The sequence below is a fragment of the Pseudomonas sp. ASL9 genome, assembly GCF_056680335.1.
This window is the reverse complement of record NZ_CM155277.1, coordinates 3887881-3902272: the sequence shown is the minus strand read 5'-3', so window position 1 is coordinate 3902272 and position 14392 is coordinate 3887881. Positions and strand designations below refer to the sequence as shown.

At 57.0% G+C, this 14392-nt stretch carries 14 protein-coding genes; 3 read left to right on the top strand and 11 right to left on the bottom strand.

Annotated features, from left to right (window positions below):
• Positions 1 to 12: 12 nt before the first annotated feature.
• The 5 genes from AC1ME2_RS18090 to rplM all read right to left on the bottom strand — a co-directional run bounded on the left by AC1ME2_RS18090 (position 13) and on the right by rplM (position 3687).
• Positions 13 to 792: a cytochrome c1 gene (locus AC1ME2_RS18090; protein ID WP_480435680.1), complete on the bottom strand. Its 780-nt coding sequence runs from the start codon at positions 790 to 792 to the stop codon at positions 13 to 15.
• Positions 792 to 2003: a cytochrome b gene (locus AC1ME2_RS18085; RefSeq protein ID WP_480435679.1), complete on the bottom strand. Its 1212-nt coding sequence runs from the start codon at positions 2001 to 2003 to the stop codon at positions 792 to 794. Before AC1ME2_RS18085 ends, AC1ME2_RS18090 begins: the two co-directional genes overlap by 1 nt.
• Positions 2000 to 2596 carry a ubiquinol-cytochrome c reductase iron-sulfur subunit gene (gene petA, locus AC1ME2_RS18080; protein WP_480435678.1) on the bottom strand — a complete coding sequence of 199 codons (597 nt, stop codon included), beginning with the start codon at positions 2594 to 2596 and terminating at the stop codon, positions 2000 to 2002. The genes AC1ME2_RS18085 and petA overlap by 4 nt, the downstream gene beginning before the upstream one ends.
• Before the next feature lie 255 nt (positions 2597 to 2851).
• The gene (rpsI, locus tag AC1ME2_RS18075; protein ID WP_480435677.1) at positions 2852 to 3244 is read right to left on the bottom strand and encodes a 30S ribosomal protein S9; all 393 of its coding nucleotides are present in this window, start codon (positions 3242 to 3244) and stop codon (positions 2852 to 2854) included.
• 14 nt (positions 3245 to 3258) lie between these two features.
• Positions 3259 to 3687, bottom strand: coding sequence for a 50S ribosomal protein L13 (gene rplM / locus AC1ME2_RS18070; protein ID WP_480435676.1), 429 nt, complete (start codon positions 3685 to 3687; stop codon positions 3259 to 3261).
• A 249-nt stretch (positions 3688 to 3936) separates the two neighbouring features.
• On the opposite strand from rplM, the gene AC1ME2_RS18065 reads away from it, so the two are divergent.
• A complete protein-coding gene (locus AC1ME2_RS18065; RefSeq protein WP_480435675.1) occupies positions 3937 to 4974 on the top strand; it encodes an NADP(H)-dependent aldo-keto reductase in 1038 nt (345 codons plus the stop codon).
• Between the two features lie 42 nt (positions 4975 to 5016).
• Here the strand turns inward: AC1ME2_RS18065 and AC1ME2_RS18060 are convergent, their stop codons facing one another.
• Positions 5017 to 6153, bottom strand: coding sequence for an acyl-CoA dehydrogenase family protein (locus AC1ME2_RS18060; RefSeq protein ID WP_480435673.1), 1137 nt, complete (start codon positions 6151 to 6153; stop codon positions 5017 to 5019).
• Between the two features lie 220 nt (positions 6154 to 6373).
• Between AC1ME2_RS18060 and AC1ME2_RS18055 the strand changes: the two genes are divergently transcribed.
• Positions 6374 to 7294: a GlxA family transcriptional regulator gene (locus tag AC1ME2_RS18055; RefSeq protein WP_480442200.1), complete on the top strand. Its 921-nt coding sequence runs from the start codon at positions 6374 to 6376 to the stop codon at positions 7292 to 7294.
• A gap of 86 nt (positions 7295 to 7380) precedes the next feature.
• On the opposite strand, the gene zapE is transcribed toward AC1ME2_RS18055, so the two are convergent.
• From zapE to AC1ME2_RS18040, 3 genes are all read right to left on the bottom strand, one after another.
• Positions 7381 to 8475, bottom strand: coding sequence for a cell division protein ZapE (gene zapE, locus AC1ME2_RS18050; protein ID WP_480435672.1), 1095 nt, complete (start codon positions 8473 to 8475; stop codon positions 7381 to 7383).
• A gap of 67 nt (positions 8476 to 8542) precedes the next feature.
• Positions 8543 to 9886: a tryptophan--tRNA ligase gene (locus AC1ME2_RS18045; RefSeq protein WP_480435670.1), complete on the bottom strand. Its 1344-nt coding sequence runs from the start codon at positions 9884 to 9886 to the stop codon at positions 8543 to 8545.
• A 54-nt stretch (positions 9887 to 9940) separates the two neighbouring features.
• Positions 9941 to 10576 carry an alpha/beta hydrolase gene (locus AC1ME2_RS18040; protein WP_480435668.1) on the bottom strand — a complete coding sequence of 212 codons (636 nt, stop codon included), beginning with the start codon at positions 10574 to 10576 and terminating at the stop codon, positions 9941 to 9943.
• A gap of 139 nt (positions 10577 to 10715) precedes the next feature.
• Here AC1ME2_RS18040 and AC1ME2_RS18035 point away from each other — a divergent pair, with 139 nt between their 5' ends.
• A complete protein-coding gene (locus tag AC1ME2_RS18035) occupies positions 10716 to 11150 on the top strand; it encodes a Z-ring associated ZapG family protein (protein ID WP_480435667.1) in 435 nt (144 codons plus the stop codon).
• A gap of 314 nt (positions 11151 to 11464) precedes the next feature.
• Here AC1ME2_RS18035 and cysN read toward each other — a convergent pair whose 3' ends face one another.
• Positions 11465 to 13360 carry a sulfate adenylyltransferase subunit CysN gene (gene cysN / locus AC1ME2_RS18030; protein WP_480435665.1) on the bottom strand — a complete coding sequence of 632 codons (1896 nt, stop codon included), beginning with the start codon at positions 13358 to 13360 and terminating at the stop codon, positions 11465 to 11467.
• Between the two features lie 14 nt (positions 13361 to 13374).
• Positions 13375 to 14292, bottom strand: a complete 918-nt coding sequence (cysD, locus tag AC1ME2_RS18025; RefSeq protein ID WP_480435664.1) for a sulfate adenylyltransferase subunit CysD — start codon at positions 14290 to 14292, stop codon at positions 13375 to 13377.
• Positions 14293 to 14392 lie beyond the last annotated feature (100 nt).

Genomic DNA, 14392 nt, shown 5'->3' with positions numbered 1-14392 from the left:
ATTACAACTTGATCAATGGACATCTTTCCAGTATTCGCGTTTGAGCAGATAAGCGAATACGAAGAAGAAGGCCAGGTAAAGCAGTACATACGTACCGATGCGCTGATGTTCCAGCTTCACCGGATTCGCCGAGTAGGCGAGGAAGGTCACCAGGTTCTTGACCTTCTCATCGAACTGCTCTTCGTTCAGCGTACCGGTTTTCGGCAACACAGTCAGCTGATCACAGGCTTCGTGAGTCAACGGAGTGCCAGTGAGCGAATCGTATTGCTTCTTGCCTCCATCGACCACTTGCACTTGCTTGCAACCGACAACCTGGCGACCCTGCAGGCCCACCAGAACGTTTGGCATGCCGACGTTCGGGAAAACCTTGTTGTTCACGCCCCAAGGACGCGACGGATCTTCGTAGAACGAACGCAGGTAGCCGTAGAGCCAGTCAGTACCACGAACACGAGCAACCAGGGTCAGATCAGGCGGTGCCGCACCGAACCAGGCTTTCGCATCAGCAGGCTGCATACCGATACTCATGTGGTCGCCAATTTTGGCACCCGTGAGAACCAGCTTCTCCAGCATCAGTTCGTGAGGAATGCCCAGATCGTCCGCAACGCGTTCATAGCGCTGGAATTTGGCACTGTGACAGCCCATGCAGTAGTTGGCGAAGGTACGCGCCCCATCCTGCATCGCGGCCTTGTCGGCCACGTCAATATTGACTTTTTCCAACTCAGGACCGTGTTCGGCCGCGAAGGACAAAGTAGGCAGAAGAGCAAACATCAATACAGCAAATAGCTTTTTCATCAGCCAGTCACCCTTTCTGGAACCGGTTTGGTCTTCTCGAGCCGGGTATAGAACGGCATCAGAATGAAGTAGGCGAAGTACAGGAATGTACAGACCTGCGACAGCAACGTGCGCTCTGGGGTTGGCGGCAGAACACCCAACACACCCAGAATCACGAAGGACACACAGAACACCACCAACCAGATCTTGCTCAGCCAGCCTTTGTAGCGCATGGACTTGACCGGGCTACGGTCGAGCCACGGCAACACGAACAGTACGGCAATCGCACCACCCATGGCGATAACGCCCATCAGCTTGTCTGGAATCGCACGCAGGATCGCGTAGAACGGCGTGAAGTACCAAACCGGAGCAATGTGCTCTGGGGTCTTGAAGGCGTTCGCCACTTCGAAGTTAGGCTTCTCGAGGAAGTAGCCACCCATCTCAGGGAAGAAGAACACGATCGAGCAGAAGATGAACAGGAACACCACAACGCCGACGATATCTTTCACGGTGTAGTACGGATGGAAGGCAATGCCGTCCAGCGGTATACCGTTTTCGTCTTTGTGTTTCTTGATGTCGACGCCATCCGGGTTGTTCGAACCGACTTCGTGCAGCGCCAGGACGTGCAACACCACCAGACCCAGAATGACGATCGGCAAAGCGACCACATGCAGGGCAAAGAAGCGGTTCAGGGTAATCCCGGAAATCAGGTAGTCACCACGAATCCACTGAGTCAGGTCGCCGCCGATCACAGGGATCGCACCGAACAGCGAGATAATCACCTGGGCACCCCAGTAGGACATCTGACCCCAAGGCAACAGATAACCCATGAAGGCTTCAGCCATCAACGCCAGGTAGATCAGCATGCCGAAGACCCATACCAACTCCCGAGGCTTCTGATACGAACCGTAGAGCAAGCCACGGAACATGTGCAGATAGACCACGATAAAGAAGGCAGAGGCGCCCGTGGAGTGAAGCAGGCGCAGGATCGAGCCGTATTCCACGTCACGCATGATGTATTCGACGGAAGCAAACGCCTCTTCAGCAGAAGGCGTGTAGCTCATGGTCAGCCAGACACCCGTAACGATCTGATTGACCAACACCAGCAATGCCAGCGAGCCGAAAAAGTAGAAAAAGTTGAAGTTTTTTGGCGCGTAATACTTGCTGAGATGGTCTTCCCACATTTTTGTGGCGGGAAAGCGCGCATCTACCCAGTCCATGAACTTACTCATGACGCTTTCTCCTGATCGATGCCAATGACAATAATATTGTCCGACTCATAGGAATGCGGCGGCACTGGCAAGTTCAAAGGGGCTGGTTGCGATTTGTAGACGCGCCCTGCCAGATCGTAATGAGAGCCATGACATGGACAGAAATAACCACCCACCCAATCCTTGCCCAAGTCAGCGGGTGCGACTTCAGGACGGAATGTCGGCGAACAACCTAAGTGCGTACAAATTCCGACCAGCAGAAGAATCTCTGGCTTGATCGAACGCATTTCTGGATCTACATAGGTCGGTTGTACTGAGTTCTTGGAGTTTGGATCGGACAGTTGCCCCTCGATCTTCTTCAGGTTTCCCAATATCTCTTCGGTACGACGGACGATAAATACCGGCTGACCTCGCCACTCAGCAATCATCTGCTGACCTGCTTCGACCTTGCTGATATTCACCTTTACCGGTGCACCTGCGGCTTTCGCCTTGGCACTAGGAAACCATGACCCCACGAACGGGACCGCAGCCCCCACCGCTCCTGCAGCACCCACGACGGACGTGGCTGCTACGAGGAAGCGACGCCGGCCTGCATTCACGCCGTCATTGCTCATTCCGTTCCTCTCCCATCAGCTCTGTGGCCTGTTTAATCAGGCATCTACTAAGTAAAATTCTGAACTGTGTAAAAATTTTGCCGAATGGTAATGAAAAGCCCCTAGATTGACAAGGTAATTACCATCCTGAAACGGGCTGAAGCCTTATAACACGCGGCGCCTACTGATGTGGCAAGTTGTCACACCTTAAATAAACGCCCATAAAAAACGCCCAGTTCCGAAAGGAAGCTGGGCGCTCTTGAACGTAGCAGCGAATTAACGCTTCGAGTACTGAGGACGCTTACGCGCTTTACGCAGACCCACTTTCTTACGTTCAACTTCACGAGCATCGCGAGTTACGAAGCCTGCTTTGCGCAGAGCGCCGCGCAGGGTTTCGTCGTACTGCATCAGAGCGCGAGTGATACCGTGGCGGATTGCGCCAGCTTGACCACTTACACCGCCACCGATAACGGTGACGTAGATGTCGAACTTCTCGGTCATCTCGGTCAGTTCCAACGGCTGACGAACTACCATACGGGCAGTTTCGCGACCGAAGAACCCTTCGAGGGTACGGTTGTTGATGGAGATATTACCGGTACCTGGACGCAGGAAAACGCGTGCGGTTGCGGTCTTGCGACGGCCAGTGCCGTAATTTTGAGTCGCCGACATAATGAACTATTCCGTTAAAACTTCAGTTCTTGGGGCTGCTGAGCAGTATGAGGGTGTACAGCGCCCGCATAGACTTTCAGCTTACGATACATGTCGCGACCCAGCGGGTTTTTAGGCAGCATGCCTTTAACCGCGGTCTCGATCACGCGTTCAGGGGCTTTGGCGATCAGCTTTTCAAAGTTGATCGACTTGATCCCGCCCGGAAAACCGGAGTGTGAGTAGTAGATCTTGTCGGTGGCTTTGGCACCGGTAACGCGGATTTGCTCAGCGTTGATAACGACGATGTAATCGCCGGTATCGACGTGCGGAGTGTATTCCGGTTTGTGCTTGCCACGCAGACGGCTCGCGATCTCGGTCGCCAGACGACCCAGAGTCTGACCAGCAGCGTCGACGACGAACCAGTCGCGCTGAACTGTTTCCGGTTTAGCAGTAAAAGTCTTCATTCTTTAATAGCCTCAGGGGCCGCCCTGATAAATTAGACGGCGGATCTTACTGAATAGTGCGTACTTTGACAAGGTCAAAGGCAGCCGGAAACAGACGCTGTCGGGGGCTCGGGTCGGCGCGTCCGTAATACGGCAAGATTCTTCGGCAGACGGCGCATCACTTCCACTGCAAAGAGCTGCGGAATTATGCAGATTGCGAAAAAAATTTCAACCTGCTTTTATGATTCACCTCAATTAAGGGAGAAAAATATGGATTACCGCCGACTCGGCCGAACCGACCTGAACGTCAGCACCCTGTGCCTGGGCACCATGACCTGGGGCGAGCAGAACAGCGAGCCAGAGGCCTTTGCGCAGATCGAAAGGGCCAAAGCTGCCGGGATCAACTTTATCGATACGGCGGAAATGTACCCGGTACCGCCAAAAGCCGACACCTACGCCACCACTGAGCGGTTCATCGGTAACTACTTCAAAACCAGGGGTGATCGCGCCGACTGGATTCTGGCCAGCAAGATCGCCGGACCCGGGAACGGCATTGATTACATCCGTGACGGCATCCTCAAACACAATCGTGAGCACATCGTTGCCGCCGTGGATGCCAGCCTCAAGCGCCTGCAGACCGACTACATCGACCTGTACCAGCTTCACTGGCCCGAGCGCAGCACCAACTTTTTCGGGCAATTGGGCTACACGCACAAGGAAGATGACTTCACGCCCCTGGAAGAAACGCTCGACGCACTCGACGAGCAGGTCAAGGCGGGCAAAATCCGCCACATAGGCCTGTCCAACGAAACGCCGTGGGGCACGATGAAGTTTCTGCAATTGGCTGACAGCCTCGGCCTGCCACGGGCGGTGTCGATCCAGAACCCTTACAACCTGCTCAATCGCACGTTCGAAATTGGCCTTGCAGAAATCGCCATTCGCGAGCAATGCGGCCTGCTGGCGTACTCGCCACTGGCCTTCGGCATGCTGTCAGGCAAATACGAAAACGGCGCACGACCACCCAAAAGCCGCCTGAGTCTTTACAGCCGCTTTACCCGCTATTTCAACCTGCAATCGGAAGCAACGTGCAGCCGTTACGTTGCTCTGGCGCGCGAGCACGGTCTGGACCCGGCGCAAATGGCCCTGGCCTTCGTCACTCGCCAATCGTTTGTCACCAGCAACATCATCGGCGCGACCACCCTCGAACAGCTGGACAGCAATATCGCCAGTGCCGAACTGAATCTTTCCGATGAAGTGCTGGCGGCTATCGATGAGATCCACAAGGATCACCCGAACCCGGCGCCGTAAATCGCTCTCCTGATCCACCGCGAATGGCTTGACGCAGCGGCCCTACAACGCCCGGGCAATAATCTCTTTCATGATTTCGTTGGTCCCGGCGTAAATCCGCTGCACCCGGGCATCTGCCCAGGCCCGGGCAATCGGGTATTCCCACATGAAGCCGTAACCACCATGCAGTTGCACGCACTCGTCGAGCACCTTGCATTGCAGGTCCGTGCACCAATATTTCGCCATCGCGGCTGTCGGCACGTCCAGCGCGCCTTGCAGATGCAGCTCCAGACAACGATCAACGAACACGCGGCCGATCTGCACTTCTGTCGCAATCTCGGCGAGTTTGAAACGGGTGTTTTGAAACTCGGCAATCGCCTTGCCGAACGCTTTGCGCTCGCGGGTGTATGCCAACGTCCACTCCAATGCCGCCTCAGCCGACGCCAGGGCCCCTATGGCGACGGTGAGACGTTCCTGCGGCAATTCCTGCATCAGGTAGGCGAATCCCATACCGGCCTGCCCCAAGAGGTTCTCCTTGGGCACACGCACGTCCTGAAAGAACAGCTCGGACGTGTCCTGCGCCTTCATCCCGACTTTTTCCAGACGCTTACCTTTGGCGAAGCCCGGTGTATCAGCCTCAACCAGGAACAAACTGATGCCTTTGGCGCCCGCCTTGGGGTCGGTCTTGGCCACCACGATGATCAAATCAGCCAGAAAACCGTTGGTGATAAACGTTTTCGAGCCGTTGATCACGTACCCATCACCGTCCAGCACAGCGGTTGTTTTCACACCTTGCAGGTCAGACCCCGCACCCGGCTCGGTCATCGCGATCGCGGTCACCATCTCGCCCGACACCAGCTTGGGCAGGTACTTGAGCTTCAACGCTTCGCTGCCGTAATGCAGGATGTACGGCGCAACGATGTCCGAATGCAAGGAAAAACCAATGCCGGTCAAGCCCAGCCGACCAACTTCCTCGATCACCACGGTGCTGTAAAGAAAATCAGCCGCCATGCCGCCATATTCCTCCGGCAGATGCGAGCACAACATCCCCTGCTCCCCCGCCTTGTTCCAGAGCGTGCGGTCGATGTAACCCTGTTTTTCCCATTGCGCATGAAAAGGCACGGCCTCCCGCTCGAGGAATTTACGCACGCTGCTACGGAAGAGTTCGTGCTCGGAACTGAACAGGGTTCTAGGAATCATGCGGCACCTGCAAAAATTGGGTAAGCCCGGATGGGCCTCCAGAGCCTAAGCCCATGACCTGCGCGAGGACACTGGACACATCCGCCAAAAAATAAGACGATCCAGCCGTTGCTTGACCACTTTCCCATATAAGAACAAAAGAATTATGTCTATCCAACCCTCCGCGCCGCTGCGGCGCGTCAGCATCCTGGCCATTGAAGGGGTGTTCGCGTCGACCCTGATGCAAGCCAAAGACTTTTTCCACCTTGCCAGCCTGCGTTACGGAAAACAGCTCGGCCAAGGCCTCAAGACAACCTTCGAAACCCGCATCGTCAGCCCGGACGGGCTCCCGGTCCGCAGTTTCAGCGACGTGATTCTGCCTGTGGATGGCGGGCTGGAGCAGAGTGAGGTAATCATCCTGCCCGCGTTCTGGGATGACTTCGATGCACTCTGCCAGCGTTACCCACAAGTGCTGCCATGGCTGCGCGAGCAACACGCCAAGGGCGCCGTGTTGTGCGGCGAAGCCAGCGGCGTGTTCTGGTTGGCACAGGCAGGCCTGCTTGACGGCAAGGAGGCGACCACTTACTGGCGTTTCTTCAATGAGTTCGGCGAGCGCTTCCCCGCGGTACTGCTCAATCAGGAGAAGCACCTGACCGACGCTGACAATGTGTATTGCGCCGGCGGCACGATCTCTGCCTGCGACCTTTACATCTACCTCATCGAGCGCTTCTGCGGGGCCAATGTCGCCCAAGCGGTAGCCCGTGACATTCTTTACGAGGTGCAACGCAATTATTCGCCGGGGCGAATGGGTTTCGGCGGGCAAAAACTGCATCAGGATGTGATCATTTTGCAGATTCAGCAGTGGCTCGAAGAGCATTTCGCTGACAAATTCCGCTTCGAGGACGTCGCCCGCGAACACGGCATGAGCATCCGTAACTTCATGCGCCGCTTCCAGACCGCCACTGGCGACAAGCCCCTGCATTACCTGCAACGGCTGCGCATCGAAACCGCCAAGGGCCTGCTCTCCGGTACCCGCAAAAGCATCAAGACCATCAGTTACGACGTGGGCTACGACGACGCCAGCTTCTTTGCCCGGCTCTTCCGCCAGCACACCGAACTGTCACCGAACCAGTATCGACAACAGTTTTTGCAAGCGGCTTGATCGCGTGAAGCGATTCGCAGGCAAGCCTGCCCCCACAGGTGACCGCGATCCACTGTGGGAGCAGGCTTGCCTGCGAAGCGGTTGCTTTAGGGCTTGTGCGGTCGCGACAGGAACTCGTGGGACTGCATTTCCAGCAGGCGGCTGAGGGTGCGCTGGAACTCGAAGTTCAGGCGACCACCGGCGTACAGGTCCTTGAGCTCCACCTCGGCGGAGATGATCAGCTTGACGTTGCGGTCGTAGAATTCGTCGACCATGCTGATAAAGCGCCTGGCGATATCGTCGGTGGTGACACTCATCTGCATGACGCCGCTGACCAACACGGCATGGAAAATTTTACCGAGCTCAATGTAGTCGTTCTGGCTGCGAGGGCCATCGCACAGCTCCCGAAAATCAAACCAGGCCACGTCGTCGCATGTCAGCATCGCGCGAATTTCGCGGTTCTCGATCATCAACACGTCGCCTTCGGTCGCCATGACACATTCCGGGGTCAAGGCGCGGAAACTTTTGCGCAAGCTCTCCTCGGCGGCGGCATCGAGCGGAAAATGGAAAAGCTCGGCCTGCTCCAAATGACGCAGACGATAATCCACACCGCTGTCGACATTGACGATCTCGGTGTTCAGCTTGATCAGGGCGATGGCGGGCAAAAAGCGTGCGCGCTGCAAACCGTCCTTGTACAGGCCGTCTGGCACGATGTTCGAGGTAGCGACCAGGGTTACGCCGTTTTTGAACAGCTCTTCCATCAAGGTCCCGAGAATCATCGCGTCGGTGATGTCCGACACAAAAAACTCATCGAAACAGATCACCCGCGCCTCATCGGAGAAGCGCTTGGCAATCAAGGTCAGCGGATTTCTCTCGCCGTTGAGGGTTTTCATCTCTTCATGCACGCGCTTCATGAAGCGGTGGAAGTGAGTGCGGACCTTGGCCTTGAATGGCAACGCTTCGAAGAAGGTATCAACCAGGTACGTCTTGCCCCGGCCAACACCACCCCAGAAATACACGCCTTTGACGGGCACTTGTTCTTTCTTGCCGAACAGTTTGCCGAACATGCCCGGCTTGCTTTCCTGCGCGGCGACCAAATCGTCGTACAGGCGCTGCAAATGACGCACAGCGTTTTCCTGTGCAGCATCGTGAAAGAAGTCAGGGCGTTTCAGATCAGCTTGATATCGTTCTAGGGGAGTCATATTCGCTAGCAAGGCAACAAAAACGGGCCGCCACTGTAGCGACGGCCCTTGAAAATGGCAATCAGACCTATTGCGGGGTCAGCGCCAGTTTCAGGTTTTCGATGGCTGCGTCACGTGCTGCGCTGTCGGCGAACTGCGGGCTGTCCGCCACACAGGCACCCTCAAGCCATACGCTAAAACCGTCATTCTCGCTGCGCAGATCCAACTCGCCACCCTGCTGTAGCTGCTTGCTGACGGCACCTGCCGTCTTGCCATCGGCAAAGTTGCGCGACAACAGCAACTGCTCGCCATCGGCCGCCAACAATCGGAAACGGAAGCTGCCATCGTCTTCACGAAAACTGACGAAACGCGCACCTTTGGCTGCTTTTTTCTTACCGCTGTCCGCGCTTTGTACAACGCTGCGGAAAGAACGCAGGCCGACCGCCTCACGCAATTCGCCGAGGAACGGCGTCGCAACACTGCGCGCTTTTTCTGCGCCCACCAGAAGAATGTCTTCCAGATCGGCCGGCCGCGCCATAAACCCGTGATAGCGCTCACGCGCCTCGCTCAGCTCGCCGTCCAGCAGCTGGAATAGGCGTTGCTTGGCTTCGCCCCAACCCAACCCCTGCAATAGCTCAGAACGGAACTCAGCGCCTTGCTCAGGCGTTGCGAAGGCCTGATAGAGCGTGAATAGATGCGAATTGTCCGGATCCTTGGCTTCGCCCGGCGCTCGCGAGTCAGTGACGATGCGCGAGATTGCCTCTTTCATGTCCTTGGGATTACTAAACAACGGGATGGTGTTGTCGTAACTTTTAGACATCTTGCGACCATCCAGACCGGGCAGCGTGGCAACGCTTTCCTCGATCAGGGCTTCGGGCATGACAAAAAACTCCCTGCCCTTGCCGAACAGATGGTTGAAACGCTGACCGATGTCGCGCGCCATTTCGACGTGCTGAATCTGGTCGCGACCGACCGGCACTTTATGGGCGTTGAACATCAGGATGTCGGCCGCCATCAGCACCGGGTAGCTGTACAAGCCCATGGTGATGCCAGCGTCCGGGTCTTCACCGGCTTCGACGTTTTTGTCCACCGAAGCCTTGTACGCATGGGCGCGGTTGAGCAAGCCTTTGGCCGCGACGCAGGTCAACAGCCAGGTCAGTTCCGGGATTTCCGGGATATCCGACTGACGATAAAAAGTGACCCGATTCACGTCCAGGCCAGCAGCCAGCCAGGTTGCCGCGATTTCCAGGCGCGAGCGTTGAATGCGCTGCGGGTCATCGCATTTGATCAACGCGTGGTAGTCGGCCAGGAAATAGAACGAATCGGCATCGCTCTGGCGGCTGGCGACGATGGCCGGACGGATGGCGCCGGCGTAGTTGCCAAGGTGTGGCGTGCCGGAGGTAGTGATACCGGTCAGGATACGAGTGGTCATGGCTAGTCGCTTATAGGGTTAGGCGCCTATGGAGTCAGGCGCTTGTGGCTGCAATCAATTCGAAAGGCGCGGCAGGACCAGCTCTTTGAGGTTGGTCAGCTTGCCATGAAAAAAGTGACCACATTCTGCCACTTTCAGCAGCTCATGGGGACGCTCAAGCGCGTCGGACCAGGCATAGACGACTTGCGGGTCGATCACTTCGTCGGCTTCGGGCTGAATCAGGGTCAGCGGGCAGTTCTGCGGCAATACATGCTGATCACCAAGACGCGCCACCGCCACCGCCACCATGAACAGCTGGCTCAGCTGTTCACCCTTGGCTTCTAGGCGTCCGCCCAGGCTTGCAGCCACAAAACCACCAAAGGAAAACCCAAACAACGTTATCGGCAGTTCCGGATGTTGTTCACGCAACCAGTGCGCTGCAGCCTCGGCATCGTCGATTTCGCCGGAGCCCATATCGTGCGTACCAGCGCTGGCGCCGACCCCGCGGTAATTGAAGCGCAGGGTGATCAAGCCGGCGTCGCGTGCAGTGCGCTGCAACGTCGACACAACTTTATTGAGCATGGTTCCACCCTGCTCCGGGTTAGGATGGCAGATCAGTGCCATACCGCGGGCGTCCTCCAGATCGAGGTAAAGGGCTTCAAGCTGGCCTACCGGGCCATCAATCAATACAGGGGTTTCGCGGATGAGCAAGAATGAACTCCGTGACCTCGAAATGGGTCGACTCGTCTAGCTGATAGTCTGTGACTTGCATATCCGTGAGCGTATCGCGGTATACAGCGCAGGTTCGAGCCGTTAACGTAAAGCAAAGCCGTTTATAGAGGAAGGACTCGTGGAACTCTCGCTCTTAGTTTGGTTGTTGCCGACGCTTGCCCTGGTGGCCGGAGTCGTCATTGGTTTCCTGGTCGCACGTCTGCTGCCCAACGCCGCCCCCAACAGCACCCAGCGCCAGCTGGATGATGTTCAGGAGCGCTTCAACAATTACCAAAACGAGGTGGTTACCCACTTCAACAGCTCGGCGACCCTGGTGAACAAGCTTTCGCAGAATTTCCAGGAAGTACAAGATCATCTCGCCGATGGCGCCAACCGCCTGGCACTGGATGAGCTGACCCGTCAACGGTTGCTGGCCAGTCTGCACTCCGATGCCGCACAAGCGCCTCGCGACCGCCTGACACCACCTCGCAACTCAGAAGCGCCTAAGGATTACGCGCCCAAAACCCCGAATGCCCCCGGCATGCTCGATGAGCATTACGGTTTGAAAAAATGAACTGAGCTTCACGCACTACAAAAAGCCCGCCGTTCAGATTGAACGGCGGTTTTTTTGTTTGGGTGGGACGCGCAGTTGCAAGCCGGCTACAGGGTTCTGGCGTTACCCATGAAACCAAATCCAGAACGTCACCAGCAGGATCGCCGCGACGAGCCAGGCCAGCGCCGCGACCGCTGCGCAGTCGATCGCGAATAAATTCGCTCCTACGCCCTCCGGGCAGAATCGAGACCGAGCCTGCTTCGGCATCTTTCACACGCAATAAAAAACCCTGCGAAGAATCACTCCTTCGCAGGGTTTTTGTCAGCGGACAGCGATTAGATCGCGCCGCGGCTACGTAGCAGTTCCAGGACTTGCTTGACGCTGTCGTCGAGTGACAGCGACTGAGTGTCGATCACCAGATCGGCATTCAATGGCACGTCATACGGGAAGGACTCACCCGGGATGTTGTCGCCATTGGCGGCATACAGGCCCTGAGGATCACGCTCACGGCAGACCGCTGGCGAAGCCTGGACGTAAACGGTGATCAGGCGATCGTCGCCAATCAGCGATTTAGCCTGCTCGCGACCTTCGGCATCTGGCGCAACGAATGCCGCCAGTGTCAGCAAGCCCGCTTCGTTGAACTGACGCGCCACGTGCGCGGCACGTCGCCAGTTTTCGGTACGCCCGGCACGGTCCTGCGGCAGACCTTTGTTCAGGTCGTGACGCAGGTTCTGGCCGTCAAGCACGTAGACCGCACGGCCCATGTCGAACAGTTTTCGCTCCACGGCATAGGCCAGGGTGCTTTTGCCAGCGCCGGACAAGCCGCTGAACAATACCGTGGCAGGCTGCTGACCGAAACGGCGCACACGCTCTTCAGTGGCGACGTGAGCCTTGTGGTCGTGGTGGCTACCACCGATAACGACTGGGCGGGCGATGATCATACCGGCGGCGACGGTGCCGTTGGTCAAACGATCGATGACGATGAAAGAGCCCGTGGTGCGGTTGCTGTCATAGCCATCCAGCGCAATCGCGCTGTCGAGACTGATCTTGACCCGACCGATTTCGTTCAACTGCAGTGCGCTGGCCGGGCCTTCGGCCAAGGTGTTGACGTCGACCCTGTAGGTGATGCTGGCAACAGAGCCCTGCACGTAGCTGGTAGCGCGCTTGATGTCGTATTTCTTGCCCGGCAGCATCGGCTCTTCAGCCATCCACACCATCATCGCGTCGAAGCTGTCGGTGATCTGCGGAATGCTGTCCGCATGCACCAGCAGGTCGCCACGGGAGATGTCGACTTCGTCTTCCATGGTCAGGGTCACGGCCTGGCCTGGACCGGCGTGTTCCAGTTCGCCATCGAAGGTGACGATGGACTTCACCCGGCTGGTCTTGCCGGACGGCAACACGATGATCTCATCGCCTTTGTGCACGATGCCGCTGGCCAGGGTACCGGCGAAACCACGGAAGTTCAGGTTCGGACGGTTGACGTACTGCACCGGAAAACGCAGGTCGGTGAAGTTGCGATCGGCGGCAAACTCTACGGTCTCGAGAATTTCCATCAACGTCTGGCCGGTGTACCACGGCGAGCGCTCGCTGTGATTGACCACGTTGTCGCCTTTGAGCGCGGACATCGGGACGAAATGCATGGTGGTCGGCTTGAGCGCGATGCCATCGGCAAAGCTCTGGTAATCTGCCTTGATCGACTCGAAAACGCCTTCATCGAAGTTCTTCAGGTCCATCTTGTTGATGGCGACGACGATGTGTTTGATGCCCAACAGCGAAGCGATGAAGCTGTGGCGGCGGGTCTGGGTCTGCACACCATAACGGGCGTCCACCAGAATGATCGCCAGGTCACAGGTCGAAGCGCCGGTGGCCATGTTGCGAGTGTACTGCTCATGGCCCGGGGTATCGGCAATGATGAATTTGCGTTTGGCGGTGGAAAAATAGCGATAAGCGACATCGATGGTGATGCCCTGCTCCCGCTCGGCTTGCAGGCCGTCTACCAGCAACGCCAGGTCGATATCATCGCCAGTGGTGCCTACTTTTTTCGAGTCGCGGGTAATGGCTTCCAGGTGATCTTCGTAGATCATCTTGGAGTCATGCAGCAGGCGGCCGATCAGCGTGCTTTTGCCGTCGTCGACGTTACCGCAGGTGAGAAAGCGCAGCAGTTCCTTGCGTTCGTGCTGGCCCAGATAGGCGAGGATGTCCTCGCTGATCAATTCTGATTGATGCGACATGTGAGACACCCTGTTTAGAAATAGCCCTGACGTTTCTTGTCTTCCATGGAACCGGCGCCATCGTGATCGATGACTCGGCCCTGGCGCTCGGACGTTCGCGTCAGGAGCATTTCCTGAATGATGTCCGTGAGGCTGGTTGCCTCTGACTCAACCGCGCCCGTTAACGGGTAGTCGCCGAGTGTACGGAAACGCACCTTCTTCTTGACGATGCGTGCCTTGTCCTCATCGCTGAGGTGATTCAAGAGGCGCTCGTCGTCGATCATGATCAGGGTGCCATTCATCTCGATCACATCACGCTCGGCCGCGAAATACAGCGGTACGATCGGGATGCCTTCGAGGTAGATGTACTGCCAGATGTCCAGCTCGGTCCAGTTCGACAACGGGAACACGCGGATCGACTCGCCCTTGTTGACCTTGCCGTTGTAGACGTTCCACAGCTCGGGACGCTGATTCTTCGGGTCCCAACGGTGTTTGCTGTCACGAAAGGAATACACACGCTCTTTGGCGCGGGACTTCTCTTCATCGCGGCGAGCACCACCAAACGCGGCATCGAAGCCGTACTTGTCGAGGGCCTGCTTGAGGCCTTCGGTCTTCATGATGTCGGTATGCTTGGAGCTGCCATGGGTCAGCGGGCCGATCCCCTGCGCCACGCCGTCTGGGTTGACGTGCACGATCAGATCCAGACCCAGTTCTTCGACCATGCGGTCGCGAAAGCTATACATCTCCTTGAACTTCCACCGGGTATCGACGTGCATCACCGGAAACGGCAATTTGCCCGGGAAGAACGCCTTGCGCGCCAAGTGCAGCATGACGGCGGAGTCTTTACCGACGGAGTACAGCATCACCGGGTTATCAAACTCGGCGGCGACCTCGCGGATGATGTGGATGCTTTCCGCCTCCAGCTGTTTCAGATGCGTCAGTTTGTCGACCATAGCTACTCACGAAAACGTACGGATGGACGGCCAGCGGGCCGTGTTCGAGCCGGGCACTCTAGCACAGGGCCTGCTTCTATTCAGGGGGCCAGCTAGATCG

Excerpts from the sequence above, each read along its gene's own strand:
- AC1ME2_RS18055 (WP_480442200.1), top strand. The coding sequence starts at position 6,374 with ATGCAAGCCAAAGACTTTTTCCACCTTGCCAGCCTGCGTTACGGAAAA.
- cysD (WP_480435664.1), bottom strand. The coding sequence starts at position 14,292 with ATGGTCGACAAACTGACGCATCTGAAACAGCTGGAGGCGGAAAGCATC.
- AC1ME2_RS18085 (WP_480435679.1), bottom strand. The coding sequence starts at position 2,003 with ATGAGTAAGTTCATGGACTGGGTAGATGCGCGCTTTCCCGCCACAAAA.
- petA (WP_480435678.1), bottom strand. The coding sequence starts at position 2,596 with ATGAGCAATGACGGCGTGAATGCAGGCCGGCGTCGCTTCCTCGTAGCA.
- AC1ME2_RS18045 (WP_480435670.1), bottom strand. The coding sequence starts at position 9,886 with ATGACCACTCGTATCCTGACCGGTATCACTACCTCCGGCACGCCACAC.
- AC1ME2_RS18065 (WP_480435675.1), top strand. The coding sequence starts at position 3,937 with ATGGATTACCGCCGACTCGGCCGAACCGACCTGAACGTCAGCACCCTG.
- rpsI (WP_480435677.1), bottom strand. The coding sequence starts at position 3,244 with ATGTCGGCGACTCAAAATTACGGCACTGGCCGTCGCAAGACCGCAACC.
- cysN (WP_480435665.1), bottom strand. The coding sequence starts at position 13,360 with ATGTCGCATCAATCAGAATTGATCAGCGAGGACATCCTCGCCTATCTG.
- rplM (WP_480435676.1), bottom strand. The coding sequence starts at position 3,687 with ATGAAGACTTTTACTGCTAAACCGGAAACAGTTCAGCGCGACTGGTTC.
- AC1ME2_RS18090 (WP_480435680.1), bottom strand. The coding sequence starts at position 792 with ATGAAAAAGCTATTTGCTGTATTGATGTTTGCTCTTCTGCCTACTTTG.
- zapE (WP_480435672.1), bottom strand. The coding sequence starts at position 8,475 with ATGACTCCCCTAGAACGATATCAAGCTGATCTGAAACGCCCTGACTTC.
- AC1ME2_RS18060 (WP_480435673.1), bottom strand. The coding sequence starts at position 6,153 with ATGATTCCTAGAACCCTGTTCAGTTCCGAGCACGAACTCTTCCGTAGC.